General features: G+C 75.0%; 18 protein-coding genes. 5 read left to right on the forward strand and 13 right to left on the reverse strand.

What is annotated here, in order from left to right:
* Positions 1 to 14 precede the first annotated feature (14 nt).
* From ACF1BN_RS13055 to ACF1BN_RS13070, 4 genes are read left to right on the forward strand one after another with little or no spacing between them, the layout of a single operon-like run.
* Complete coding sequence (locus tag ACF1BN_RS13055; RefSeq protein ID WP_392331664.1) at positions 15 to 1,688, forward strand: FAD-dependent oxidoreductase; 1,674 nt, start codon at positions 15 to 17, stop codon at positions 1,686 to 1,688.
* Positions 1,685 to 2,470 carry a glucose 1-dehydrogenase gene (locus ACF1BN_RS13060; protein ID WP_392331665.1) on the forward strand — a complete coding sequence of 262 codons (786 nt, stop codon included), beginning with the start codon at positions 1,685 to 1,687 and terminating at the stop codon, positions 2,468 to 2,470. Before ACF1BN_RS13055 ends, ACF1BN_RS13060 begins: the two co-directional genes overlap by 4 nt.
* The gene (locus ACF1BN_RS13065) at positions 2,470 to 3,234 is read left to right on the forward strand and encodes a glucose 1-dehydrogenase (protein WP_392331666.1); all 765 of its coding nucleotides are present in this window, start codon (positions 2,470 to 2,472) and stop codon (positions 3,232 to 3,234) included. The genes ACF1BN_RS13060 and ACF1BN_RS13065 overlap by 1 nt, the downstream gene beginning before the upstream one ends.
* Positions 3,231 to 4,145, forward strand: coding sequence for an alpha/beta hydrolase (locus ACF1BN_RS13070; protein ID WP_392331667.1), 915 nt, complete (start codon positions 3,231 to 3,233; stop codon positions 4,143 to 4,145). The genes ACF1BN_RS13065 and ACF1BN_RS13070 overlap by 4 nt, the downstream gene beginning before the upstream one ends.
* Positions 4,146 to 4,223: 78 nt before the next feature.
* On the opposite strand, the gene ACF1BN_RS13075 is transcribed toward ACF1BN_RS13070, so the two are convergent.
* The 6 genes from ACF1BN_RS13075 to ACF1BN_RS13100 all read right to left on the reverse strand — a co-directional run bounded on the left by ACF1BN_RS13075 (position 4,224) and on the right by ACF1BN_RS13100 (position 15,811).
* A complete protein-coding gene (locus tag ACF1BN_RS13075; protein ID WP_392331668.1) occupies positions 4,224 to 5,843 on the reverse strand; it encodes a flavin-containing monooxygenase in 1,620 nt (539 codons plus the stop codon).
* Positions 5,840 to 7,402: a FadD3 family acyl-CoA ligase gene (locus ACF1BN_RS13080; protein ID WP_392331669.1), complete on the reverse strand. Its 1,563-nt coding sequence runs from the start codon at positions 7,400 to 7,402 to the stop codon at positions 5,840 to 5,842. Before ACF1BN_RS13080 ends, ACF1BN_RS13075 begins: the two co-directional genes overlap by 4 nt.
* A gap of 263 nt (positions 7,403 to 7,665) precedes the next feature.
* Complete coding sequence (gene argG, locus ACF1BN_RS13085; RefSeq protein WP_392331670.1) at positions 7,666 to 9,114, reverse strand: argininosuccinate synthase; 1,449 nt, start codon at positions 9,112 to 9,114, stop codon at positions 7,666 to 7,668.
* A 132-nt stretch (positions 9,115 to 9,246) separates the two neighbouring features.
* Positions 9,247 to 12,357, reverse strand: a complete 3,111-nt coding sequence (locus tag ACF1BN_RS13090; RefSeq protein ID WP_392331671.1) for a glycoside hydrolase family 3 N-terminal domain-containing protein — start codon at positions 12,355 to 12,357, stop codon at positions 9,247 to 9,249.
* Positions 12,358 to 12,389: 32 nt separating this feature from the next.
* Positions 12,390 to 14,306 carry a ricin-type beta-trefoil lectin domain protein gene (locus ACF1BN_RS13095; RefSeq protein ID WP_392331672.1) on the reverse strand — a complete coding sequence of 639 codons (1,917 nt, stop codon included), beginning with the start codon at positions 14,304 to 14,306 and terminating at the stop codon, positions 12,390 to 12,392.
* Between the two features lie 227 nt (positions 14,307 to 14,533).
* Entirely contained in the window at positions 14,534 to 15,811 is a 1,278-nt protein-coding gene (locus ACF1BN_RS13100; RefSeq protein WP_392331673.1) for an amidohydrolase, read from the reverse strand.
* 169 nt (positions 15,812 to 15,980) lie between these two features.
* Between ACF1BN_RS13100 and ACF1BN_RS13105 the strand changes: the two genes are divergently transcribed.
* On the forward strand, positions 15,981 to 16,151 hold the full coding sequence (locus ACF1BN_RS13105; protein ID WP_030757923.1) for a thiazolylpeptide-type bacteriocin: 171 nt from the start codon (positions 15,981 to 15,983) through the stop codon (positions 16,149 to 16,151).
* 132 nt (positions 16,152 to 16,283) lie between these two features.
* Here the strand turns inward: ACF1BN_RS13105 and ACF1BN_RS13110 are convergent, their stop codons facing one another.
* The 7 genes from ACF1BN_RS13110 to ACF1BN_RS13140 are packed head-to-tail and all read right to left on the reverse strand — an operon-like array spanning position 16,284 to position 26,701.
* The gene (locus tag ACF1BN_RS13110; protein ID WP_392331911.1) at positions 16,284 to 18,203 is read right to left on the reverse strand and encodes a TOMM precursor leader peptide-binding protein; all 1,920 of its coding nucleotides are present in this window, start codon (positions 18,201 to 18,203) and stop codon (positions 16,284 to 16,286) included.
* A gap of 35 nt (positions 18,204 to 18,238) precedes the next feature.
* Complete coding sequence (locus ACF1BN_RS13115) at positions 18,239 to 18,994, reverse strand: ABC transporter permease (protein WP_392331674.1); 756 nt, start codon at positions 18,992 to 18,994, stop codon at positions 18,239 to 18,241.
* A 2-nt stretch (positions 18,995 to 18,996) separates the two neighbouring features.
* Positions 18,997 to 20,001, reverse strand: a complete 1,005-nt coding sequence (locus ACF1BN_RS13120) for an ATP-binding cassette domain-containing protein (RefSeq protein ID WP_392331675.1) — start codon at positions 19,999 to 20,001, stop codon at positions 18,997 to 18,999.
* Positions 20,002 to 20,048: 47 nt separating this feature from the next.
* Complete coding sequence (locus ACF1BN_RS13125) at positions 20,049 to 21,152, reverse strand: metalloprotease (protein ID WP_392331676.1); 1,104 nt, start codon at positions 21,150 to 21,152, stop codon at positions 20,049 to 20,051.
* Entirely contained in the window at positions 21,149 to 22,276 is a 1,128-nt protein-coding gene (locus ACF1BN_RS13130) for a lantibiotic dehydratase C-terminal domain-containing protein (RefSeq protein ID WP_392331677.1), read from the reverse strand. Before ACF1BN_RS13130 ends, ACF1BN_RS13125 begins: the two co-directional genes overlap by 4 nt.
* Positions 22,264 to 25,098, reverse strand: a complete 2,835-nt coding sequence (locus ACF1BN_RS13135) for a lantibiotic dehydratase (RefSeq protein WP_392331678.1) — start codon at positions 25,096 to 25,098, stop codon at positions 22,264 to 22,266. The genes ACF1BN_RS13130 and ACF1BN_RS13135 overlap by 13 nt, the downstream gene beginning before the upstream one ends.
* Positions 25,099 to 25,108: 10 nt before the next feature.
* Positions 25,109 to 26,701, reverse strand: a complete 1,593-nt coding sequence (locus ACF1BN_RS13140) for a nitroreductase family protein (protein WP_392331679.1) — start codon at positions 26,699 to 26,701, stop codon at positions 25,109 to 25,111.
* Between the last annotated feature and the right edge of the window lie 7 nt (positions 26,702 to 26,708).

The following is a 26,708-nucleotide window of genomic DNA, read 5'->3' on the forward strand; positions in this document are numbered from 1 at the left end:
CGAGGGAGAACGCGATGAAGAGCACACCCTGGGACCACACCTACGACGTGGTCGTGGTCGGCTCCGGCGCCGCCGGCATGGCCGCGGCCCTCACCGCCCGGCTGCGCGGCCTCACCGCCCTGATCGTCGAGAAGACCGACGCCTACGGCGGCTCCACCGCCCTCTCCGGCGGGGCCATCTGGGTCCCCGGCAACTTCCACCTGGACGCCGCGGGCCTCGGCGACACCCCGGAGAAGGCCCGCGCCTACCTGGACGCCACCGTCGGCGACCGCGTCCCCGACAGCCGCAAGGACGCCTATGTGCGGTACGGACCGCGGATGGTCCGCGAGTTCCACGACCGCACCGACGTCCGCTTCGTCTACACCCCCGGATACTCCGACTACTACCCGGAGCGCATCGGCGGCTACCCGCAGGGCCGCTCCGTCGAACCCGAGGTCTTCGACCTCACGCGCCTCGGCCCCGAGCGGCGCGCCACCATGCGCCGCGCCGGGCTCCCCACGTACGGCCTCACCATCACCTCCAAGGACTTCCACGACCTCAACATGGTCGGCCGCACCTGGGCCGGCCGGCGCACCGCCCTCAAGGTCGGAGCGCGCGCCGCGAAGGCCCTGCTCACCGGCCGGAAGCCGCTCTCCCTCGGCGAGGCCCTGATCGCCCGCATGCGCCACTCGCTCGACCGCCTCGGCGACGAGCTCTGGCTCTCCGCGCCGCTCACCGGCCTCGTCGAGGAGGACGGCCGGGTCACCGGCGTCCGGGTGCGCAGGGGCGGCCGCGACCTCACCGTCCGGGCCACCGGCGGCGTGGTCCTCGCCTCCGGCGGCTTCTCCCACGACCAGGCGCTCCGCGAGAAGCACCTGCCGGCCCCCACCTCCACCGCCTGGAGCGCCGCCGCCGACGGCCAGACCGGCGACGCCCTGGAACCCGCCCTCGCCCTCGGCGCCGCCGTCGACCTGATGGACAAGGTGTGGGGCGCGCCGACCGTCGTGCCCCCGGACGCCAAGCCCTTCTTCCTGGTCGCCGACCGAGGGATCCCCGGCATGGTGATCGTCGACTCGGCGGGCGAGCGGTACGCCAACGAGGCCGCCCCGTACCACGAGTTCGTCGACGCCATGTACGCCCACCAGGCCCGCGGCGCCGCCACCGCCGTACCGTCCTGGCTGATCCTCGACGCCACCGCGAAGTCCCGGTACATCTTCATGGGCCTCTTCCCCGGCCAGGCCTTCCCCCGCCCGTGGCGGGAGAGCGGCTTCGTCAAGCAGGCCGCGACCGTGGAGGAGCTGGCCGGTCTCATCGGCGCGGCCCCGGAGCGGCTGCGCGCCACCGTGGACCGCTTCAACGGCTTCGCCCGCGCGGGCAGGGACGAGGACTTCCACCGCGGCGACAGCGTCTACGACCGCTACTACGGCGACCCGACGCTCCCCAACCCGAATCTGGCGCCGCTGGAGAAGGGCCCCTTCCACGCGATCCCCGTGCACCCGGGCGACATCGGGACCAAGGGCGGTCTCGTCACCGACGCAGCCGCCCGCGTGCTGCGCGAGGACGGCACCCCCGTCCCCGGCCTGTACGCCTCCGGCAACGTGTCCTCCGCCGTGATGGGCGAGACCTACCCGGGCCCCGGCGCGACCATCGGTCCCGCCATGACGTTCAGCTGGCTCGCGGTCAACGACATCGCGGGCGACCGCGCGTGACCGGCCGCCCGGAGGAGGTCCTGCGCGACCGGACGGTCGTCGTCACCGGCGGCGCCCGGGGACTCGGCGCGGCGGCCGCGCGCGCGGCCGCCGCGGCCGGGGCCCGCGTGCTGCTCACGGACGTCCGGGAGGAGGAGGGGCGGGCGCTCGCCGCGGAGCTCGGCGACCGCGCCCGCTTCGCCCGGCACGACGTCACCTCGGAGGACGACTGGCGCGCGGTCGCCGACCTGGCCGCGCACACCTTCGGACGGATCGACGGACTGGTCAACAACGCCGGGATCTCCGGCGGTTCGCACGCGATCGAGGAGCAGACCGCGGAGGCGTTCCGCCGGGTCGTCGACATCGACCTCACCGGTGTCTTCCTCGGCCTGCGGACCCTGATCCCGGCGCTCCGGGCGAACGGCGGCGGCTCCGTCGTGAACATCTCCTCCGCCGCCGGCCTGATGGGCCTGGCCCGCACGGCCGGCTACGGCGCGGCCAAGTGGGGCGTCCGCGGCCTCACCAAGGTCGCCGCCGTGGAGCTCGCCGCCGACCGGATCCGGGTCAACTCCGTCCACCCCGGCATGATCCACACCCCCATGACCGCCCACCTGGGCCTCCCGGACGGCGCCGGCGGCTTCCCCGCCGCGCCCCTGGGGCGCGTCGGCGCGCCGGAGGAGATCGCCCGCGCGGTCGTCTTCCTGCTCTCCGACGCCGCCTCGTACGTCACCGGCGCCGAGCTCGCCGTCGACGGCGGCTGGACCGCGGGACCCGCCCTCACCACCCTCCAGGAGGACCGCTGATGCCCGTCGACCTGACCGGGAAGGTCGCGCTGATCACCGGCGCGGCCCGTGGCATGGGCGAGGCCGAGGCCCGCCTCTTCACCGCCCTCGGCGCCCGCGTCGTCCTCACCGACGTGCGCGAGGCCGAGGGGGAGGCGACTGCCGCCTCCCTGGGCCCGGCCGCCCGCTTCGTCCGCCACGACGTCACCGACGACCGGTCCTGGGCCGCCGCCGTGGCCGCCGCCCTCGACGCCTTCGGCCGGCTCGACGTCCTCGTCAACAACGCCGCCGTCTACTCCACCTCCCCCATCGTGGAGGAGGACCCGGCCCGCCTGGACACCCTCCTCCGGGTCAACCTCGCCGGCCCCTTCCTCGGCATCCGCGCCGCCGCCCCCGCGCTCCGCGCGAGCGGCGGCGGCTCCGTCGTGAACATCTCCTCGCAGGCCGGCCTCCAGGGCATCTGGGGTCACGGCGCCTACGGCGCCGCCAAGTGGGGCCTGCGGGGACTGACGAAGACGGCCGCCCTCGAACTGGGTCCGGACGGCATCCGGGTCAACTCCGTCCACCCGGGGGCCATCGCCACCGCCATGACCGCCCACCTCGGCACCACCCACCACCCCGGCGCCCCGCTCGGCCGGGTCGGCGAACCCGAGGAGGTCGCCCGGCTCGTCGCCTTCCTCGCCTCCGACGAGTCCTCGTACCTCTCCGGCGCCGAACTCGCCGTGGACGGCGGGGCGTCCGCCGGCCGCATGCCCCTCCTCCCCGCCAAGGAGTCCGAAGCGTGACCCTCCCCACCCCCGAGGTCCGGGCCCTCATCGACGGGGCCGCCGCGCAGTTCCCCCCGCTCGGCACCACGATGACCGACATCGCCGAGGTCCGCGCCTACTTCGCCGCCCGAGCCCGGCCCGCCGGGCCCCCGCTCCCGGTCGCCCGCGTCACGGACCGCGACGCGGACGGCGTGCCCGTCCGCGTCTACGAGGGCGGCACCCGGGCGGACGCCCCCGTCGTCCTCTTCTGCCACGGCGGCGGCTTCGTCCTCTGCGACCTCGACAGCCACGACGCCTTCTGCCGGAGCATCGCCGCCGCCACCGGCGCCACCGTCGTCGCGGCCGACTACCGGCGCGCCCCCGAACACCCCTTCCCCGCCGCCCCCGAGGACGCCTACACCGCCCTGCGGTGGGCCGCCGGGACCCACCCCGGCCGCCCGCTCGCCGTCGCCGGGGACAGCGCGGGCGCCCACCTGGCCACCGTCCTCACCCTGCTCGCCCGCGACCGGGGCGGCCCCCCGATCGCCTTCCAGGCCCTCTACTACCCGATGCTGGACCCCACCCGCTCCGGTCCCTCCCACCGGGAGAACGCGCAGGGCTACTTCCTCACCGCCGACCACCTGCGCTGGTACTGGGACGCCTACCTGCCCGACCCGGCCGACCGCACCCGCCCCTACGCGTCCCCGCTCACCCACGCCGACCTCGCCGGCCTCCCGCCGGCCCACGTCGTCACGGCCGGCCTGGACCCGCTGCGGGACGACGGGATCGCCTACGCCGGTGCGCTCGCCGCCGCCGGGGTGAGCGTGGAGCACCACCACCATCCGGGCATGTTCCACGGCTTCCTCTCCATGGCGGGCGCGCTCCCCGAGGGCGCCGAGGCCCGCGACTCGGCCTTCGCCGTCCTGCGCGCCGCGCTCGACCCCTCCTGACCCGACCCGACCCGACCCGCACCCGCGCCCCTGCGCCCACCGACCGGTGGGCGCAGGGGCGCGGGTGCCGCCCGTGGGTCACGCCCCGATGAGGTCGAACCCCTCGTACCCCGCCTCCGCCACCCCGGCGATGATCTCCCCGTAGACCCCGAAGCCGCCGATGAAGGGCATGAACACCCGGGGTTTGCCGGGGATGTTGGCGCCCTGGTACCAGGAGTCCGCCGCCGGGAACAGCGTCGCCGCCGCCCGGTCGCGACACTCCGCGACCCACCGCTCGACTGCCTCCTCCCGGGCCTCGATCGCCCGGTAGCCGTGGGTGTCGAGGTGGCGCAGGCACTCCGCCAGCCAGTCGACGTGCTGCTCCGCGCAGAGCACCACGTTGGCCATGACGGACGGGCTGCCGGCTCCGGTGAGGCTGAACAGGTTCGGGAAGCCGTCCACCCCGAGGCCCAGGTACGTCCGGGGGCCCGCGGCCCAGTCGTCCTTCAGGCGCCGCCCGCCGCGCCCCCGCACCTCGATCCGGTCGAGGGCGCCCGTCATCGCGTCGAAGCCGGTCGCGAAGACCAGGGCGTCCAGCTCCACGAGGGTGCCGTCGGCCAGGACGACGCCGCCGCTCCCGATCCGCTCGATGGGGTTCCCGCGCAGGCCGACGAGGCTCACGTCGGGACGGTTGAACGTGGCGTAGTAGTCCGAGTCCGTGACGATCCGCTTGGTGCCGATCGGGTGGTCGGTGGGCACGAGCAGATCGGCGACGGCCGGATCCTCGACCACGCCCCGGACCTTCTCCTCCCAGAACGCGCGCGCCGCCTCGTTCGCCGCCCGGTCGGTCAGCTGGTCGGGGAAGGTCTTGGAGTACAGCACCCCGCCCAGCCGCCACCGCTCCTCGAACGCGGCCCGCCGCTCCTCCTCGGACACCTCGAAGGTCGCCGCCGGATGGGCCTGGTGCGGCGAGCCGCCGCCGCTGAGCCGCGACAGGCGCCGCCGCTCCGCGTACCCCGCCCGCTGCTCGGCCCGCGTCGCCGCGTCGAGCGGACGGTTGCCGGCCGGGACGCTGTAGTTGGCGCTGCGCTGGAAGACCGTCAGGTGCGCCGCCTGCTCGGCGACGAGCGGCACCGCCTGGATGCCGGAGGAGCCGGTGCCGATGACGCCGACGCGCAGGCCCGTGAAGTCGACGCCCTCGTGCGGCCACGCCCCGGTGTGGTGGACGGGACCGGCGAACTCCGCGACCCCCGGTATGTCCGGCCGGTGCGCGGCGGAGAGGCAGCCGACGGCCAGGACGCAGTACCGGGCCGACACCGTCTCGCCCCGGTCGGTGCGGACCGTCCAGGTCAGCGCCTCCTCGTCGAGTTCGGCCGAGACGACCGAGGTCGAGAAGGAGTAGCTGCGGCGCAGGTCGTGGCGGTCGGCGACGTGGGCGAGGTAGCGCAGGATCTCGGGCTGGGTGGCGTACCGCTCGCTCCACTCCCACTCCTGCTGGAGCTCCTCGTCGAAGGAGTACGAGTAGTCCACCGACTCCACGTCGCAGCGGGCGCCCGGGTAGCGGTTCCAGTACCAGACCCCGCCCACGTCGTCGCCGCGCTCGAAGCCGCGCACGCGGTGGCCGAGGGCGCGCAGCCGGTGCACGGCGTACAGGCCGGTGACACCGGCCCCGACGACGATCACGTCGACGTCGGTGGGGGTGGTGGTGCTGTCGTTCACGATCGTGCTCCTCGTCCGGTGGTGGTGTGCCCCGCCAGCCCTCGCAGCGCCCCCTTGTCGACCTTGCCCGCCGCGTTGTGGGGGAGGGCGGGGAGCGCGTGGAAGGCGCGCGGGGTCTTGAAGTTGGCCAGCCGCTCGCGGGTGTACGCGGTCAGCTCCGCGCCGTCGATGCGGGCGCCCGCGGCGGGGACGCAGTAGGCGACGCCCACCTCGCCGAGCCGCCCGTCGGGCGCGCCGACGACCGCCGCGTCCAGGACGGCCGGATGGGTCCGCAGGACCTGCTCGACCTCGGCCGGGTACACGTTGAACCCGCCGACCACGAACATGTCCTTCAGCCGGTCGGTGATCCGCAGGAAGCCGCGCGCGTCCAGCACGCCGACGTCGCCGGTGCGCAGCCAGCCGTCCGCGTCCACCGCCTCGGCGGTGGCGGCGGGGTCGTCGAGGTAGCCGCGCATCACGTGGAATCCGCGCGTCAGGATCTCGCCCGGTTCGCCGGGCGGGGCGTCGATCCGCAGTTCGGTGCCCTCCAGGGCGGTGCCGGAGGTGCGGGCCAGCGTCTCGGGGGACTCGTGCGGCGGGCAGATCGCGACCACGCCCGTCGACTCGGTCAGCCCGTACGCGGTGGAGACGGCGCGGGCGCCGAGCCCGGTCCTGATCTCCTCGATGAGCGCGGTCGGGATGTTCGCCGCCCCGGTGACCGCCATCCGCATCGCGCCCAGGTCGTAGGAGGCGCGGTCGGGGTGGTGGAGGAGCGAGGTGAAGACGGTGGGCGCGCCGGTGAGGACGGAGATCCGCTCGTCCCGCATCCGGCGCAGGACGGTCTCCGCGTCGAAGACCGCCTCCGGCACGATCGTCGCCCCGCGCAGCAGGCAGGCCAGGACGCCCGCCTTGTAGCCGAAGGTGTGGAAGAAGGGGTTGACCAGCAGATGGCGGTCGCCGCGCCGCAGGGTGACGGTGCGGGCCCAGGCGTCGTACACGCGCAGGTTCTGCCCGTGGGTGGTGGGGACGCCCTTGGGCCGGCCGGTGGTCCCCGAGGTGAAGAGGACGTCGGCGGGGTCGTCGGGGCGGACGGCCGCCGAGCGGGCGAGCCGCCGCTCCGCCGTCACCTCCTCCCCGCCGGCCAGGAACTCCGGCCAGTCGCCCGAGTGGAGCGCCACCGTCCGGTCGAGGAGGGGGAGTTCCTCACCGGACTCCGCGAGCAGCGCGCGGTAGTCGGTGCCCAGGAAGTCGTGCTCGGTGAAGAGCAGCCGGGCGCGGGAGCGGCGCAGGATGTCGGCGGCCTCGGCCGCCCGGTAGCGGGTGTTCACCGGCACGAGGACGGCCCCGGCGGCCACCGCGCCGAGCGCGGCCGGCACCCATCGGGCGCTGTTGGGCGCCCAGACGGCGACCGCGTCGCCGGGGCGGACCCCCTGGGCGATCACCGCGCGCGCCACCCCGTCGACGCGGTCGCGCAGCTCCCGGAAGGTCCACCGGTCCCCGCCGAAGACGAGGGCCTCCTCGTCGCCGTACGTCTCGGCGGCCCAGTCCGCCAGCCGGGCCAGAGTCTCAGCGCCCCTCATGATCCGTCACGACCTCCTTGCGGGCCCGTCCCGTGCGGGGCGCGGGCGTGCGTCCACGACGGAGGGAGCCTCGCAGGGAGGGGCGGCCCGGCGCAGGAGCCGTTTCCCGCTCACCGGGAAGGCTCACCGGGAAGGCGCGAGGGCGGTGCGCGGCGGGAAGGCGCGAGGGCGAGGCGCGGGGCGAGGCGCGGCGGATCCGGGAACGACCGAGGAGGGGCGGCCGGGGCCGCCCCTCCTCGGGGTCGCTCAGATCTCGACGGGACCTAGTCGGTGCCGGTCTCCATGGCGGCGCGGTCGAGCGCCGTCTCCTCGGTGTCGGGGGTCTCGCCGCGGGAGGCGATCGCCTCGGCGCCGCCCTCGGGCATCGAGCCGATGAGGCCGGTGGCGGCGGCCTGCGCGGCACCGATGGCGGGGCCGCCGGCGCCGATGAGGCCGATGCCGGCGTACTGCTCCAGCTTGGCGCGGGAGTCGGCGATGTCGAGGTTCCGCATGGTCAGCTGGCCGATCCGGTCCAGCGGGCCGAAGGCGGAGTCCTCGGTGCGCTCCATGGACAGCTTGTCCGGGTGGTAGCTGAAGGCCGGGCCGGTGGTGTCGAGGATCGAGTAGTCCTCGCCGCGCCGCAGCCGCAGGGTGACCTCGCCGGTGACGGCGGCGCCGACCCAGCGCTGGAGCGACTCGCGGATCATCAGCGCCTGCGGGTCCAGCCAGCGGCCCTCGTACATGAGGCGGCCGAGCCGGCGGCCCTCGTTGTGGTACTGGGCGAGGGTGTCCTCGTTGTGGATGGCGTTGACGAGCCGCTCGTAGGCGGCGTGCAGCAGCGCCATGCCGGGGGCCTCGTAGATGCCGCGGCTCTTGGCCTCGATGATCCGGTTCTCGATCTGGTCGGACATGCCGAGCCCGTGCCGGCCGCCGATCGCGTTGGCCTCCATCACCAGGTCGACGGCGGAGGCGAACTCCTTGCCGTTGACGGTGACGGGGCGGCCCTGCTCGAAGCCGATCGTCACGTCCTCGGTGTCGATCTCGACCGACGGGTCCCAGAACCGCACGCCCATGATCGGGTCGACGGTCTCGATGCCGGTGTCCAGGTGCTCCAGGGTCTTCGCCTCGTGGGTGGCGCCCCAGATGTTGGCGTCGGTGGAGTACGCCTTCTCGGTGGAGTCCCGGTAGGGGAGGTCGTGGGCGACGAGCCACTCCGACATCTCCTTGCGGCCGCCGAGCTCGGTGACGAAGTCGGCGTCGAGCCACGGCTTGTAGATCCGCAGGTGCGGGTTGGCCAGCAGGCCGTAGCGGTAGAACCGCTCGATGTCGTTGCCCTTGAAGGTCGAGCCGTCGCCCCAGATCTGGACGTCGTCCTCCAGCATCGCCCGCACCAGGAGGGTGCCGGTGACGGCGCGGCCCAGCGGGGTGGTGTTGAAGTAGGCCCGGCCGCCGGAGCGGATGTGGAAGGCGCCGCAGGTGAGCGCGGCCAGCCCCTCCTCGACCAGCGCGGCGCGGCAGTCGACCAGACGGGCCACCTCGGCGCCGTAGGCCCGGGCGCGCCCGGGCACCGAGGCGATGTCGGGCTCGTCGTACTGGCCGATGTCGGCGGTGTACGTGCAGGGGACCGCGCCCTTGTCACGCATCCACGCGACCGCGACGGAGGTGTCGAGACCACCGGAGAAGGCGATGCCGACGCGCTCGCCGACGGGAAGGGAGGTGAGAACCTTGGACATGGCAATAGTATGCATGAATCCGCATGGCTATGCAACGCCGAGGATCGGTCCGGGTCCGCGAGCCCCCGGTACGGGCCGGAAGGGCCCGGTGGACCGGCCTCCCGCGAGGCGCCGGTCCACCGGGCCCCGCACTCAGCCGGCCGCGCGGTAGGCCGCGGTCAGCCGCGCCACCGCGCCCGCCGGATCACCGGAGAGCAGCCGGTGGTCGGCCTCGGCGAAGGGCTTCGCCACCGCCTCCGTGACCCGCTGCCCGATGCGATCCTGCACCAGCAGCCGGGCCCGGGCCACCAGGCGCCGCGCCTCGGGTGAATCGCCCCGCCCGGCCGCCTGGAGCACCCGGGCCGCGAGCCCGAGCGCCTTCAGCACCGGCTCCCCGCCCTTCGGCGCCGCCGTCAGGGTGGTGAGACCCCAGCCGTACGGGTACTGCGGGTCGTACGAGGAGTCGCCCACGTTCACCGGCAGCTGCGCCTCCGAGCGGGGCCACGTCACCGGGAGCTGCCCGGTGAAGGGCTTCCGCCCGTACAGCACGTCCGCGACGCCGTCGCCCTCCGTGCCGGGCAGCCAGGACGCCACCAGGGCGTCGATCCCCGGCAGCCGGTCGCCGATCAGCTGCGGCCGCCCGGAGACGACCAGGACCGCGCACGGCATCGCCGCGCACACCCGGTCCACCGCCGCCTTGTCGGCGTCGCTGAGCTCCAGGTCGTGCCCGTTGCCGACGTCGCCGACGCCCTCCGCGTACGGCGTCTCGCCGACCACCACGACCCCGGCGTCATAGCCCTCCACCGGTGCGGAGGCGTCCTGGGACCAGGTCAGTCCGGGCGTGACCTTCCGCATCCCGTCGAGGATCGTCGTGCCGGTGGTCCGCTTCCCGGGGGCGCCCTGCCAGCTGATCGTCCAGCCGCCGGTCTGGTTGCCCAGGTCGTCGGCGTTGGACCCGGCGACGTACACCTTCTGCGCGGCCTTCAGCGGCAGCACCCCGCCGTCGTTCTTCAGCAGCACCTGCGAGGCGGCCGCCGCCTCCCGGGCCACCGCCCGGTGTCCGGCCGAGCCGACCGACGGCAGGTGGGTGGTGTCGGCGTACGGCTTCTCGAAGAGCCCGAGCCGGAACTTCTGCTTCAGGATCCGGGCCACCGCGTCGTCGATCCGGGCGGCCGGGATCCGGCCCGCCCCGGCCTCGGCCACCAGGGTCCGGGTGAACTCCTGGTAGTTCGTCGGCACCATGATCATGTCCAGGCCGGCGTTGACCGAGGTCCGCACGTCGCTCGGGTAGTCCCCGGGGATCTGGTCGATGGCCTGCCAGTCGCTGATGACGAAGCCCTCGAAGCCCATCCGGTCCTTCAGCACCCCGTTGATCATCTCGGCGTGGGCGTGCATCTTCACCGGACCCTTGCCGTCGCCGATGACGTCGAGCGAGGAGTACGACGGCATGACCGTGCCGGCGCCCCGCTCCACCGCCTCCGCGAACGGCGCCAGGTGCACCGCCTCCAGTTCCTCGCGGGTCACCTCGGTGACCCCCTGGTCGATCGTGTACGAGCCGGTCGTCGACGAGCCGAAGGTCGTGCCGCCGTCACCCACGAAGTGCTTGGCGCTGGTCAGCACCTTGTCGTTGCGGTCCAGGTCGCGCCCGTCGGCCGCGCCCTGCATGCCGTTGATCACCGTCTCCATCGCGGTGACCAGCGCCGGGTCCTCGCCGAACGCCTCGTAGGACCGGCCCCACCGCTCGTCCCGCGTCACGCACAGGCACGGCGCGAAGTCCCAGGGCACACCGGTCGCCCGCACCTCCTTCGCCGTGACGGCACCCGTGCGCGCGGCGAGCGCCGGGTCGCGGGTGGCGCCGATGCCGATGTTGTGCGGCATGATCGTCGCCCCGGCCACGTTGTTGTGCCCGTGCACCGCGTCCACGCCGTAGATCAGCGGGATCTGGAGCCGGGTCGCCCGGGTGCGCAGCTGGTAGCCGTCGATCATCCGCGCCCACGCCTCGGGCGTGTTGGGCGAGGGCACCGAACCGCCGCCGGAGAGCAGCGAGCCGAGGGCGTACCCGGCGATGTCACCCGGTGCCCGCAGCGCGTTCCGCTCGGCCTGGGTCATCTGCCCGGCCTTCTCCTCCGGGGTCATTCGGGACAGCAGGTCGGCGACCCGGCGCTGCACGGGCAGCCGCTTGTCGAGGTACGGCAGCCCGTGCGCGTCCACCACGACGACCGGGTGCTCGGCGGGCGGCTTGGCGCCCTCGACGGTCAGCTCCACCGGGATCGTCTCGGCCACCTCGCCGGAGCGGTCCTTCAGCGTCTCGACGGTGATCGACCGGGTGGTGCCGGAGGGCGTCCCCGCGGGGAAGACGAGGCTGCCGGCCACCGGCCGGTAGTCCGTGCCCGCCTCGGCCGGGCCGTCGTCCCCGGTCGCGTAGGCGACCGTGACCGGCTGGTCCGTCGGCCGCGCGCCCGTGGTGTTCACGGTGATGTCGATCCGGGCGGCGGCGCCCTCCGCCACGGGATGCACGGCGGCCCCCGTGACGACCTGCGTGGTCAGCGCCGGCTCCGCCCTGCCGTACAGCTCGACGCCGTCGAGCGCGAAGGAGCCCGGCGCACCCGTGGGCAGGGTCAGCGCGTACCCCCACATCCGGTCCAGGCCGAGCACCTGGTCGATGCCGCCGACCGGCTGGTAGTCGGCGCGGTACTGGAAGGACGAGAAGGGGAGTTCGACGAGCTGCCAGCCCTCCCAGTCGTCGGTGAAGGAGGTCGTCCACAGCTCGGACGCCTCGCCGTTCGCGCCGCCGTCCTTGAGCTCGAAGTTGATCCGCTTGCCCGAACCGGGGGGCAGCGGCGCGGTGTTCTGCCCGTACCACCAGAAGCGGATGCCCCGGTGGGCGGTCCAGTCCTGCGCGGGCCGGTCGAAGGCGAAGTCGTGGGTGAAGCCGCCCCAGCCGCTGATGTCGTAGCGGCCTTCGAGGACCTTGGCGCCCTCGGGGGCGTCGGCCCGCTCGGCGAGCGCGAGCGTCGGGTGGTCGTCGGCGTCGCCGCCCCAGGTGAAGATCCCCTCGGCGGGCGGGTTCGCGAAGGGCACCTCGCCCTCGAAGCGGTCGATCGCCCGGGGCGCGGGGTCGTCGGCGCCCGGCGCGGCGGCGCTCGGCGCCGCTCCCGCGAGCAGCGTGGCGAGCACGGCCGAGACGGCGGTGGCGGCGGTGGCGGCGAGGGCGCGGCCGCGCCCCCTGTGCCGGTGGTGTCGATGGTGCGCGTGGTGCGGCATGCGGTCTCCTGAGGACGGGGGAGGGGCGGCGGTCAGGACGGCTGGTGGGTCCACTTCTGGTTGGCCGCGCCGGTGCAGGACCAGATCTGCGCGCGTGCGCCGTCGGCGGAGGAGCGGTCCGTCACGTCCAGGCACCGGCCGGCGGCCGTGTTGACCACGTCGTGGGTGGCCGCGTCGTACCTCCACCGCTGGGCGCCGGTGCCGTTGCACGTGTACAGCTGTGCCTTCGTCCCGTCGGCGACCGCGCCGCCCGTGACGTCCAGGCACTTGCCGAGGGCCCGGACACTGCCGTCGGCGGCGAGCGTCCACCGCTGGGCCGCCGTGCCGTTGCAGGTGTGGAGCTGGACGGCGGTGCCGTCGGCGCTCGCCCCGCCCGCCACGTCCAGGCACTTGCCGGCGAGCCCGGTCAGCGCGCCGGAGGGCGCTCCGGCGCCGGGGGTCCCGGACCAGGTGAAGGTGGCGGTGGTGCGGGCGGGCAGGGTGTACGTGAAGGACTGGCCGCCCCAGTCGACGCGGACGGACTGAGCGGAGCCGCCGCCGTTGTGCGCGATCAGCGCCTTGGAGCCGTCCGGGTTGCGCCAGGCCACGTTCCGCACGGTCGCGTTGTCGGTCGAGGCGATCCGGTACGCGCCCGGCTTCACGAACTTGGTGAGGTGACCGGTCGTGTAGTACTCGATCGTGTAGTCGACCTGCCCGGCCCTGGCCCCGCCCTCCTGCACGGTGACCAGCCCGGTGCAGGTGCCGCAGCCGCCGTTGTGCGGGCCCATGGACTGGTTGAGCGCCAGGCTCCACTTCACCAGGCTGCCGCTCCAGTTGCGGGCGTACGAGACGATGTCCTTCAGGTCCTCGTCGTGCTGGTTCCCGATCCAGGTCCCGCCGGAGTGCTCGGTGCTGAACTGGCGGACCGACGGGTACTGGTCGTGGACCTGGCTGCCGACCGCCGGGTCGCCGAAGTAGCCGTGCCAGGCGATGCCGCCGAAGAGCGGGTCGTCGCGGACGGCGGCGTCACCGAGGACGCCGGCGCCGAAGTTCGCGTAGTCGCCGTAGTTCCAGTCGTGAACCAGGACCTTGGTGTTCAGGCCGGCGGCCCGCAGGGCCGGGTAGAGGTGGTTCTTGGTGAACTCGGCCAGGCCCGAGGGGTTCCAGCTCATGCCGGGGTAGTTCATCGCCGTGGGGTTGCCCGCCTGGCAGCAGTTCGGCTCGTTCTGCACCGAGAGGTAGTCGACCTTGACCCCCGCCGCCTGGTAGCTCTGGACGTACTTGACCAGATACTGGGCGTAGGTGGGGTAGTGCTCCCACTTCAACCAGCCCATCTGGTCCATCCGGCCGTTGTCCTTCATCCAGCCGGGTGCGCTCCACGGCACGCCCTTGACCCGCAGCGCCGGGTTCAGCTGCTTCGCCTGCGCGGTCAGGAGCCGCACGGGGGTGTCGTAGCCGTTGGCGCCGAAGTCGTTCAGGTCGCAGCAGGTGTCGTCGAGGGAGACGTGCCCGGGGCGGGAGAGGTCCGAGGCCCCGATGGGGTTGCGGACGAAGGAGAGCCCGATCCCGTCGGTGGGCGAGAAGAGCTTGCGCATCACCTCGTCGCGGGTGGCGGCACTGATGGCGCCGCCGCGGAAGAGGTGGGCGGTGGTGTCGGTGATCGAGGCGCCGCCGCCCTCGAACTGCTGGTAGGTGGTGGACTCGTCGACGGTGACGGTGTGGTTCGCGGCGCCGCCTGCGGGGCCGAAGGCGAGCGGGGCCTGCGGGGCGAGTCCCCGGGTGACGGTACGGCCTCCGGCGTCGGAGGTGGTGGTCAGCCAGACGTCCACCCGCTCGCCCGCGGCCTGCGCGGTGGTGGGCGCGGTGAGGACCAGCCCGGTCGCCAGGAGGGCGCCGGTGAGGAGGGCGGCGAGCGAGCGGGGGCGCGTACGCGTCCCGTGCCGCGCACCCCGCAGAGGATTGAGCTGCACCTGACAACCCTTTCGTCGAGGCGCGCCGCTGTGCCGTCCGGACCCGGCCCGCCCGGTTCCGTCCGTGTCCCGCAGGACGGTGCGCCTTTTATCAAGCTGTGAACTTATGGACGCGCCGACCGCCCGTCAACCCCACCCGTATCCAACTCCCAAACTCTCAGGCCCCCTTGACAGCCCGTAAGGCCACTCTCGGCGCGCGCCGCGTTCGGGAGGTGACGGTGGCCCGCTCAGGACCCCGAACCGGCGTCCGCCGCCCCGCCCAGCCGGTCCAGGGCCGCCGCCGTCAGCGCCGCGACGGCCGCGGGGAGCGCCGAGCGCACCTCCGGCGCGAAACGGGAGGAGTGGTTCGGGGGCACCCGGTCCGGTCCCGCGGCCCACTGACGGCGACCCGCGACACCCGTCATCCAGTACACCAGCGGCACGTCACCGGCGCCGTGGAGCGCGTCTCCCGCCCCGCCGTACAGCGCGAAGTCCTCCGAGGCCGCCGACGCGGGCCAGTCCGCCACCCGCTCAGGACCGAACAGGGCCGTGTGGGCCGCCCGGACCGCCGCCGTCGCCGCCGGGTCGCCCCACAGCGCCGGGGCCCGGTTCACCCGCGCGATCTCCGGGTCGCGCGGACAGGCGGAGGCCGCGCACTCGGCCCGCGCGATCCGCTCCACCGACGCCAGCGCCCGGTCCAGGGACGCGTCGGTCAGCGCACGCAGCCCGATGCCGAGGGACGCCGTGTCGGGCACCACGTTGACCGCCGTCCCCGCCCGCAAGGTCCCCACGGTGAGCGTCACATGATCGCCCGGCGCGCTCTCCCGCGACACCACCGTCTGCAGGCGCAGCACCAGCGCCGCCGCCGTCACGACCGGGTCCACCGTGAGCTGCGGCGTCGCCGCGTGCCCGCCCCGCCCGTGCACCGTCACCTCCAGCGCCGCGCTCGCCGCCGTGACCGGCGCCCGGGGCGTGCCGTGCGCGACGAGCCCGGCCGGCAGCGGCGCCGCGTGCTGGGCGAGCACCACGTCCGGCACGCCGAACCGCTCGTACACCCCGTCCGCCAGCAGCGCCCGCGCCCCCGTCAGCGTCTCCTCCGCCGGCTGGCCCACCACGACCAGCGTGCCGCGCCAGTCCGCCGCCGTCCGGGCCAGCAGTTCCGCCGCACCGGCGGCCGCCGCCAGGTGCAGGTCGTGGCCGCAGGCGTGCATGGCGCCGTTCCCCGACGCGTAGGGCAGCCCGGTCTCCTCCACCAGCGGCAGCGCGTCCAGCTCGGCCCGCAGCCAGACCCGCGGACCGGGGCCGTTGCGCAGCACCCCGACCACTCCGTGCCCGCCGACGCCCCGGGTCACCTCCAGGCCGAGCGCCGCCAGCCGGTCGCCGAACAGGCGGGCCGTCCGCGCCTCCGCGCCGGACAGCTCGGGAGAGGAGTGGACATCCAGGTAGAGCGTCAGGGCGGGACGGACCGCCTCCCCGGCGAGGGCCAGGGCCAGGGCGGGGCGGGACGGAGTGGTGTACTCGGGCACGGTCTCTCCTTCGTCCGGCTTGCGCCGGTTCCTGCCGACGGGAACGGATCGATGGCGCCGCGCGCCAGCGGGATGCCAGCGGGCGGCGGGCCGAACGGTGAGCGGCGGGCGCTGCAATGGAGTCACGGCAGACGGCCCCGGACGGGGCCGCGGACCCTGAGGAGGCACCATGAACAAGGACCTGAGCACCCTCGCCGACGAGATCCTGGAGCTGGAGGCCGAGACCTTCGAGATCTCCGACTACTCGGACGCCAGCGAGGTCGTGCTGGCCGGCTCCACGAGCACCAGCTCCACCTCGACCTGCAGCTCCACCACCAGCACCACCTCCTGCTCCGCCTGACCCGCCCGGGTCCGCGGCGCGCCCCGGTGTCCATGGCCTCCACGGACACCGGGGCGCGCCGGTGCGTACGGGCCGGGGGCGTACCGCCGACCGGGCCGGACGCCGCGCGCCCGGCCCGAACGGAGCACGCTCCTACGGGAACGGGTGCGGCACCCGGTGGACCTCGCCGTCCGTGAGGTCCGTCGCCCGGTGGCCGCCCCGCCGCAGCGCGGTCCGCAGCCGGGGCATCAGAGGAGCCCGCTGCCGGTTCCAGCCGAAGTCGATCGGCAGCAGCCCCGGCACCAGGGTGCTGACCGTGCGCAGCCCCATCCGCTCCTGCTCCGGCGTCGTCTGGTCGACCACGACCACGTCGTGCCCGGCGCCCGTCAGCGCCTCCGCCACCACCCGCAGGTCGTCCCGCAGATCGAGCGTCCGGGGCCGCCCCGACTCCTCCCACTCCCGGTAGGTCTCCTCGAAGGAGCGCACCGCCCGCGGTTCGAGGAGGGCCCGCGCGTGCCCGGCCATCCGCGGCAGCCCGTACAGCTGGGCGTGGTCCTTCAGATGACGTACGCGGTCGAAGTCGTCGGCCATGGCCTCCAGCTCGGCCCGCCGCTCGCGCGTCTGCCGGGACAGGTGCGGGATGTAGGTGAGGACCTCCGAGAGCGCCCCCTCCACGGCCGCGCGCGGATCGAGCGAGGCCGCCGCCGCGAAGGACAGCAGTCCCGGGCCGCCGTCCCGGCGCACCGCGACCGCCGTCACCACCGGCACCGGCAGATCGATCCGGTTGTCCAGGACGTGCACGTCGTACCCCTGGAGCGCGGCCCGCTCCGCCATCGCCGCCGCGGCCCGGCCGCCGACCGTCGCCAGATCGACGGCGGGCAGCCGCGCCGCCCCGTACCAGGCGTTCAGGAAGGCATCCCGCTCCACGAGTTCGAGGAGACCGCCGAGCACCGCCTCCTCCAGGCTCCCGCCGATGGCGCAGCCGTTGGAGCACTCGAAGACGAAGTTGTCCTCCTGGAGTCCCGCGCTGTAGTAGACGAGCCGGGACGGCACGAGCACCGGCCGCTGGTCGCGCAGCGACCAGCCCCACTCCCAGGGGATCGGCCGGTCCGGGTCGAAGGGGGCGACGAGCGGGTCCTCCCGGTAGGTGCGCTCCGGGTAGAAGCCGCACTCCGCGGGATCGACGGCCCGCTCCCGCAGCGCGTTCCAGGAGCCGGTGACCGGTGCGCGAGGGGAGCGCCGGTGGGTGCCCGCGTACCGTTCGAGCCCTTCCAGGAAGGCCAGGGTGCGGCTGGTCGCGAAGACGTTCTCCTGTCCGCTCCACGTCACGTCGTTCAGCCCGGCGTATCCGCGCACGAAGACGCTGCCCGCCACCGGGGCCGTCGTCGGCGAGGTGACGCTCAGCCAGGTCCCGCCGCCCAGCGCCCCGCACACGGGATTGGCCAGCGCCTCCTCGGGGATCGGGTACGCGCCCGCCGGCCGCAGCCGGTACGTCCCCGGGTCGGGCTTGCGGCGCTCCACCGGCTCCAGCGCGCGCGGCCCCGCCTCCTCCGGCGCGGGCGCGCAGTCCGGGCAGAGCGGCTCGGCGAGCAGCGGATAGGTGCGCACCGCGAGCGTCGCCAGGTCGATCCGGGTGACCTGGGGCAGCGCCCGGTCGGCGGGCCCCGCCGCGGGCGGCTCGGCGCCCGGCCCGTCGAGGACCGCCGCGCAGACCGCCGCCACCGCGTCGTGCAGGTGCGGGGTGAGCAGCGGCCAGGCCCCGGCGGGGCTCGGACCCCCGGGCCCGCCGGTCTCCAGCGCGTCCCGCTCGCTCCGGCTGCGCAGCCGCTGCCAGCGCACGGCGAGACAGCGCCCGCAGGCGGGCGCGGTGCCGTCGCCGCCCCAGGGGCCGACCAGCACCGCGGAGGCGGTGAGGTGGACCCGGGCGGCTGCCCGCTCGGCCGCCCACGGGTCCGGCGCGCCCGGCCCGCCCCGCGGAGCGGCCGCGTCGGTGACCCCGACCGGCACCACCGGGACGTCGGCTCCGAGCCGCCGGGTCAGCGCGGCCCGCAGCTCCGCCCGGGCCCGGTCCATCGGCGGCTCCACGGGCCGCTCCGCCACCGGCGCGGTCACGACGACCTCGTCCAGCGGAAGGTCTTCACCGCGACCGCTCCGAAGACCACCGCGAACCCCACGAGCGCGGCGCAGCCCAGCCACACGTCGGAGAGGTCGCCGCGCCCGGCGAGCGCGTGCGAGACGGCGTCGTTGAGATAGCGCAGCGGCATCACGAGCGACACCTTCCGGAGCCAGTCCGGCATCGAGTCGAGCGGGAAGAAGGAACCGGAGAGGAACGCCATGGGCAGCATCAGGAAGTTGGCGACGGCGGCCACCGACTCCGGGGTGTCCGCGAGGGAGCCGATGATCACCCCGAGGAGGAGGAAGGTCGTCACCCCGAGCGCGAGCACCGGGATCAGCAGCGGCCAGCCGGAGGCGGGTTCCAGGCCGAAGACCGGCAGCATCGCCACCCCGACGAAGAGCAGGGACTGCACGGCGCCGACGACCAGGGCGATCGCGTACCGGGAGCCGATCACGGCCGCCAGCGGCGCGGGGGACATCCGGATCAGCCGCAGGATGTCGTCCGACCGCCACTGCATCAGGGTGAAGGCGATCCCGAAGACGGCGGCGTTCGCCACGCCCCAGGACAGCACGCCGGCCGCCGTGTAGGAGAGATACGACAGGCCGCTCTCCTCCACCGCCCGGCCCTTGAAGATCAGGCCGAAGACGACGAGGAAGAGGAGCGGGAAGGCGAAGGTGAAGAAGAGGGTGGTCTTGTCCCGGACCTGGGCGCGGTAGCCCGCCCCGGTCAGTGCGGCGTAGGCGCTCATGGTCACGGCTCCGTGGTGGTCTCGGCGGCGGGGCTCCCTGCGGCGTTCGCGGCGTCAGGGGCGGCGGTCGGGCTCGACGTGAGGTCGAGGTAGACGTCCTCCAGGCTCGGTGTGCGCGTCTGCACCCCGTCCAGGCCGACGAGCCGGTCGACGGCGGACAGCACCTGCCCGGGCGCGTGGGTCTCCAGGACCAGCGAACCGCCCTGCTCGCTCACCCGCTCCACCCCGTCGATCCCTGCCGCCAGTGCCCGGTCGAGCCGGCCCAGCGGCAGCAGCAGCCGGCTCGGCGCTTGCGCGGCGGCGACCAGCCGGTGCGGGGAGTCCGTCACCGCGATCCGGCCGTCGACGAGGATCGCGATCCGGTCGCACAGCGCCTCGGCCTCGTCGAGGTGGTGGGTGGTGTAGACGATCGTGCGCCCCGCCGCCTTCAGCCCGCGCAGCACCTCCCACAGGGCCCGCCGGGCCTGCGGGTCGAGCGCGGCCGTCGGCTCGTCGAGGAAGATCAGCTCCGGCCCGTGGACCAGGGCGGAGGCGATGGCCAGACGCTGCCGCTGCCCGCCCGAGAGGTTCTCCACCCGGACCTTCCGCTGCGCGGTCAGACCGACCGCCTCCAAGGTGGCGTCCACGCTCCCGGGGCGCGCCCCGTAGAGCGCGGCGACCGTACGCAGGTGCTCGTGGGCGGTCTGGCGGACGAAGAAGGCCGAGGACTGCGTCTGCACCCCGATCCGGGGCAGCAGGCCGGTGTCCCGGGGCCAGGGGGAGCGGCCGAAGAGCGCGACCGAGCCCGTGTCGGCCCGGCGCAGCCCTTCCATGATCTCCACCAGGGTCGACTTGCCGGCCCCGTTGGGGCCGAGCAGTCCGAAGAACTCGCCCTGGCTGATCTCCAGGGACACGCCGTCGACGGCGAGCCGGTCCCCGTAGCGCTTGGAGACCGCCTCGACACGGACGGCCGCGGACGGCGGTCCGCCGGCGGGATGGGTGGACGACATGGCCTGTACCTCACTCATGTGGTGCGTGGTCCTTCGACGGAGGGGAGGGAAGGGGGGTGCGGCGGTCACCGCAGCAGCAGGAACAGCAGGGTGGCGGTCGCCGCCGCGGCGAGCAGCACCAGGAGCACGGCCCCCGACGCGTACGCGGTGTACAGCCGCCGCGCCCGCGGCGGGTAGCCGGCCACCGCCTCCGCCCCGCCGCTCCGGCGCAGCGCCAGATAGGCGCGGGTCTCCGGAGCGAGCCGGGCGGTGCCGAGCGCGTGCCCCAGCATCCGGTAGCCGTCGAGCGGCGGCAACGGCACCAGATTGCCGAGCCCCTGGATGGTACCGAGCAGCAACAGGCCCGCCACGAAGGGCCGTTCGTCCGCACCGGCCGGCAGCAGCAGCCACCAGGCGCCGAACGGCAACAGCAGCGCCATGTTGAGGTACGCGCCCGCTCCGGCGATCACCAGCTTGGCCCGCAAGCCCGGCAGGAACAGGTAGTCGTCGACCGTGCAGTACAGCAGCGCGGCCGGCAGCCGCCACCTCAGCCCGATCTCGGTCACGTGCCCGCCGTAGTGCCGGGCGGCGACCCCGTGGGCCAGCTCGTGCACGGTGATGCTGAACCAGAGGAAGAGCGCGATCCCGGCGAGCGCCGCCGGCTGCCCGGTCAGCCCGCCCGCCGCCGTGACCAGCGGCCCCGCCTGCCAGATCAGCACCCCGAGCAGCGCGAGGACGGCGGCGCCGAGCGGCAGCTGGACGACCGGGTGCAGGACCGGGCGCAGCACCCGGTGCAGGCGCGCCGTGGTGGCGCCGGCGTCCCGCACCATCGGACGGCTGCCCCGCCAGAGGGAGTTGGGTGGGGCCGGTTCCGGCGCGGGCACCACCGGGTCCGGCGCGCCGACCAGCAGCCCCCGGGTCCCGAGCAGGCCGAGCAGCCGGTTCCAGTGCTCCTCCCCGACCCTGCGCCCGAACCGCTCCGCGTACAGCGGCGCCAGTTCGTCCAGGGTGCGGGTCCCGTCGAGCCGGGCGATCAGGAAGTGCTCCTTCTCCCCGACCTCGAACGCGGACCCCGTGACGGGGTGCCGGATCAGGCGCACGGTCCTCGGCCCGCGCAGCAGCGGCGGGCTGAACCGCACTCCGGCCCGCAGCTCGGGCCGGTACGCCCGCCGTGCGGCCGCCGCCGTCACGCGTCCACCCCCACCGGGTCCGGCACGCCCTCGCGCAGCACCCGGGCCAGGACGAAGGAGAGGTACGCCTCGTCCCGGATCGTCACGTGGAGCCGGTTGTTGGTCATGTGCATGTACGGGGACAGGAGCCGGGGCAGCACCGCCGACACCTCCGTCAGCGGCTCCAGCGGCGGCGCGCCCACCGGCTCCGTCCGCTCCTGCCCGGTGTCCTCGCGGGCCGGCCCCTCCCACACCGGGAACAGCAGCTCGCCCCGGGCCGTCAGCTCCTCCACCCGCGACCGCAGCTCCAGGCAGTGCGCGGCCCAGCCCCGCAGGAAGGACGGCAGCCGCTCCGGCTCCCCGGCCCCGACCGCCGCGCGGACCGCCGCGAACCGGCGGGCCAGCGACGGGGCGAGCTCCGCGTAGCCGCGCTCGTACTCCTCCGAGCCGATGAACCCGCTGTCGGGGAACGCCCGGTGCCAGAACCGGTAGTAGCCGTCCAGGTAGTCGGCGAGCCGGTCCTCCTCCGGCAGGAAGCAGCTCGCCATCACCATCATCAGCTGCGCCGAGGTGCCGAGCAGCACCGTCCGCAGATGCAGGTTCATCGTCCGGAAGGCGTCCACGACGAGGTCGCTGGAGTGCCGGAAGTGCCACTCCGCCAGCTCCACGCCGGCCGGCCCGCCGTACTTGGCGTACTCGGGGGCGTACGGCTCCTCGCGGAAGGAGTTGTTGGGCCGCAGCCGCATCCGGCCGTCCTCGCCCATGTACCGGGTCCGGTCCTCGCCGGGGAACTCGATGTCGAACAGGGCGTTGTAGAAGTCCTTCAGGAACCCCGAGTCCACCTCGTACAGCGCCGGCCGACTCCTCAGGAAGGCGGCGAGCGCCTCCTCGGCCCGCCGCCGCACCTCGGGGGCCGCTGCCGCGCTCGACGGCCGCAGCCGCAGCCGCACGTGCGGACCCTCAAGCCAGTAGTTGATGAAGAAGTACCCGGCCAGCAGCCCCTCCTCGGAGAGCCGGGCGACCAGCGGGCGCACGCAGTCGACGAGCAGCGGCCGGGGGCTCGCCGCGTAGAAGACGTGCAGCGCCAGCCAGGGTCCGGGGTCGCCGGCCGGGGGGTTCGGGTGCGGGGTGGTCAGTTCCGGCATGTCGGGCCGTCCTCTGTAGCCGTACGGGCAGGGGTGCGGGGAGCGGGGGAGGTGAAGGTCTCGACGGCCAGTTCGGCCACGTGCCGGCCGCGCGCGGAGACGAGCTGGAGCCCGTCCTCGTCCGGCAGCGACTCGCGCAGCACCACCGACGCCCCCTCACCCCGGTCGATCAGGGCGTCGAAGGCGGCCAGCGACAGCGGGCTCTCGAAATCCACGTACAGGGGCTTCGCGCCCGGCGCCCGCCGCCCGGCCCGCTGGGGGGTGGCGAAGACCCGGTCCGGCAGCCCGTGCGCCCGCTGCCAGCGGCGCCACTCCAGCCACCAGGCCGACTCGTCGCCGCCCGGCCGGCGCGCCGGCAGGACCGCCGTCCCCGCCGTCCACGCCCGCCGCGCCAGGACCACGTCACCGTGCACGACCCGGGGCCTGCGGGTCACCCCGTCCACCGCGCGCCCCTCCGGCACCCCGCCCCACACGTCGGCCGGCGCCATGGTGCTCGGCGACAGGAGCAGCAGCGTCCGGGGGATCGCCGGGAGCGCCACCGGCACCAGGTAGCCGAGGTAGACGGGGATCACCCGGCAGCCGAGCCGCCGCGAGCGCAGCACCAGCCGGTCCGTCTCCTCGTCGTGCGTCAGACACAGGTCGTCCAGCTCGATCCGGGCCTCCTCCGGCACCGTCGACGTCTCGCCGGGACAGACGATCTGGTGGTCCGTCAGCCTCCCGTGGAGGTTGAGGTTGCTGGTCACCGGGCCACCGGTCAGCTCCGCGAAGACGGCGCCCTCCGGCTGCCGCTCCCGCAGCTCCTCCCGCAGCCGTGCCGAGAGGCCGGCGCGCGCCGCCCCGCCCCCGTCCGTCCCCTCGCCCCCGCCGTCGAAGACGTGGGTGAAACGGCTGAAGGGGAAGGCCGGCCCGCCGTACGAACGGTTCAGCACCACCCGGGGCCCGTCCGTCCCGCGGCCCAGGCCGATCTGCAGATGGTGGCTCCGCGGGACGAAGTCCCCCGACAGCGGGGCGAGCTCCGCGGCCACGCCGGAGAGCAGTGAGGCCGGGAGCCGAAGCTCCTCCGCTCCGCCGTCCCGCTCCCACGCCTCCCGCATCCCCGCCGCGAACCGCCGCCGCGCCTCGTCCAGGCTCCGCAGCGCCGGCTGCCCGAGCCAGTTCTCCTCCGGCACGTAGGACCCGTCCGCGTCGAACGCGACGCGCCCGGCCGTGAACGACAGGTACTGGTCGAACAGGTCCTCGTGGAAGTCGTGCACAAGCCCCAGCAGATCGTCGCAGCGTCCGCCCCGCCCGTACCGGGCCAGGAAGAAGCCGTGCAGCGTGATCCGGTGCGCCAGCGTCAGGTCGAAGAGCGGCAGGACGCCCTCCACCGCGCGCAGCGCCCGCCCGGTCTCCCCGCCGAGCAGTTCCGCGCCGGCCGTCACCGCCTCACCCGCGCTCACGTCCTCGTACAGCAGCGTCTGCGGCAGCGTCGGCGCCTGGGCGCCGAGCCCGGCGAGCACGCCGAGCAGCCCCTCGCGCAGCTCCCGCAGGAGCGCCCGCCGTTCGGCGAGCCCGGCGGCCGGATAGCGGGCCAGGCACGCCGCCGGGCCTTCCAGACCGCCCGCGACCGTCTCCGCCCAGTCGGTGCCGAGCCCGCGCAGCGCCTCCTGGAAGGAGCGCAGCGGGTCCCCGTCGTGCACGTCCGGGCGGAGCGCCGGCACCTGCACCATGCCGACCCCGAGCAGCGCCGCCGCGTACCGCTCGCACTCCGCGGAATCCGCCCCGTGCTCCCGCCGCAGCCACCCGATCAGGTCCCCGTACCGCAGGCCCTCACCCGCGCCGAGGAAGCCGAGCAGCCGCTCCAGGGCGCCGCTGCTCCGCAGGTAGAACAACCGGTCGCGGACCGCGTCGAAGGTGACGGCCGCGCTGTCGTCGCCGGCCGTCACCCACTGGCGCACATAGCGGATCCGGTCCTCGTCGCGCCCCCAGCCGGGGGAGAGGACCACGGGGAGGTCACGCCGACGCGCGGGGTCCGCGAGGATCAGCTCCGCGATCCGCGCGAGCGCCACCACCGTCAGCCGGACGTGGCCCGACCGCTCCTCGCCGATCCGCAGCTCCCCGCCCGCCCCCGTCCCGGCCGCCGTGCCGTCGCCTGCCGCGCCCCCGCCCGCCCCGTCTCCGCCGCCGTCGGTGAACACCCCCGACGCCACCGGCGTCAGCGTGCTGAACGGGCTCGTCTTGCAGACCGTGCGGTAGAGGTACGTCAGGGCGGAGCGCTCGATCTTCCGCATCCGCCGGTCCGGCACGGCCGCCCGGTCCGCGAGGTACGCGTCGAGCCGCGAGTCCAGCGTCGGCGAGGCCAGCAGCAGCCCGAGCCGCAGCCGGTCCTCCGCGAGCGCCGACCGGAGCGCCCCGCGCGCCCCGCGCACCTCCTCCGCGAGCAGCCCGGGGCCCTCCGCGAGCAGGTCGGCGTACCGGGCCCGGTCCTTCAGCCAGCCGCCCACCCGCGCCCCGGCCGCCGGGTCGAGACCGGCGACGAGCCGCTCGGCGGCGTCCGGGTCCGAGGGCGGGCGGTTGTTGAAGACCTGGCGGCGCAGCGCGAGCAGCGCCCTGCGGGCGTGGTCGCCCGAGGCGTCGGCGACGGGGATGAGCCCGTGCAGCACCTCGCTCAGCGCCTCGCCCTCCCCGGCGAGCCGGTCCTCGTGCGCCAGGACCTCGTCGGCCCAGGCGCGGGCGCGCGGGCAGCGCAGCCCCCGGACGGTCTCCACCGGCAGGCCGGCCGCGCGCAGCAGGAAGCGCCGCCCGACCTCCCAGCCGGGTGTGGTCCCCTCCGTCGTCGTCATCGCGGCCCCCTCAGGCGATCTCGTGGCGGAAGTCGGCGGGCCGGGGACGCTCGTGCCCCAGCGGCATGATGAGCAGCGGCGCCTCCTCGGTCCCCGCGAGCCCCAGCCGCTCCACGAACGACACGTTGTCGAAGCCGAGCGCGACACCCGCGCCGACTCCCAGCGCGGAGGCGGCGAGGTAGAAGGTCTGCGCGACGGCGCCGGCCGTCCCCACGGCGATCCGGTAGCCCCGGTCGCCGACCGCGTCCAGGACGGCCGCGGTGCGGACGGTCGGCACGAGGACGGCACCGGCCTGCTCCAGGTTGTAGTTGGCGAGGAAGTAGTTCGCCTGGAGGAAGTCCCCCTGCGGGCCGGGGACGACCGGCAGCAGCCCGCCCGCGTCGGGGTCGTAGGCGTAGGCGCCCGGCTCGATCCCCTCCACGTGGTTGACGAAGACGTACAGCCGCACCAGCGACCCGCCGCCCCCGGTGCCGGCCTCGCCGCCCAGCGACGTGGCGGCGCAGGCGGCCAGCACGGCCGACAGCTCGCCCGGCGTCACCGGCCGGGAGGCGTCGAACCGGCCGAAGCTGGAACGCCGTTCGCGGAGCACCCGCCGCACCGGCACCTCGGGCAGCACCGGCGCGGGCAGCGCCACCCGGTCCGGGCCCTCCGGCAGCGGCCCGACCGCCGCCGCGCCGAGCGCGCCCGGCGCGGGCCGGCGGGCGGCGCCGGCGAGCGTGGCCGCGTGCATGGCCCGGACGGTCGGGAAGCCGATGACGGTACGGGACCGTTCCAGGTCCCGGTGGCGCACGGCGGGATCGGGCGCGGCGGCGGTCTCCACCGCGGCGGGCGCGCCGTCCCAGGCCAGCGGAACCACCGCGAAGACCGTCTCCTCCTCGCCCGCGGTGCCGAGCAGCCGGTTCAGCCGCGCCTCGTCGAACCAGAGCACCGGCCCGACGGCGAGGCCGTGCGCGGCGGCCCACACCCGCCAGGTCTGCACGAGCGTGCCCACGTCGGTGCAGACGACGTGGAAGCCGAAGCTGTTGTACTTGAAGGCGGTCTGCCAGTACTTCACCGAGAGCAGCAGGTAGTGGTCGGTCTCCCGCGCCGGGGCCGGCGCGTCCGGGCCCAGCGCGTCGCGCACCGGTGCCGTCACGTCCCCGGTCAGCACCCGCTGCACGGCGTGCCGGTGCACGTCGTAGTGGTGGAGGCCCGGGGTGAGCGGCCCGGAGGGCCCGGCCGCCCAGTGCACGGCGACGGGGTACAGGCCGCCGCCGCCGGCCGTCCCGCGCGACCAGTTGGCGTGCGGGTAGAGCGGCAGCCCCGGCAGGTCGCTGTTGGCCTGGACGCCCAGGCGGCGGCCGGTCAGACCGTAGGAGTCCTTCAGCATCGCGGCCAGCAGCGGCAGGGTGAACCCCGCCCCGGTCGGGCGGTCCGGCGCGGGCAGCAGCCCGGCCGCCGCGGAGCCGGTGCCGCCCCCGTCCGGCAGGGCGTACGGCTCCACCCCCGGGTAGAACCTCCCCTTGCGCGGGGCGTCCGGCCAGTCGGGGACGAAGTCGGCGGGTTCCATCGGGACGCGGCCGCGGTGCAGCACGGCGTCGGCGTACTCATGGGCGTACCCCATGGGGTCG

The organism is Streptomyces sp. NPDC014861, from assembly GCF_043081625.1.
Taxonomy (GTDB): Bacteria; Actinomycetota; Actinomycetes; order Streptomycetales; family Streptomycetaceae; genus Streptomyces.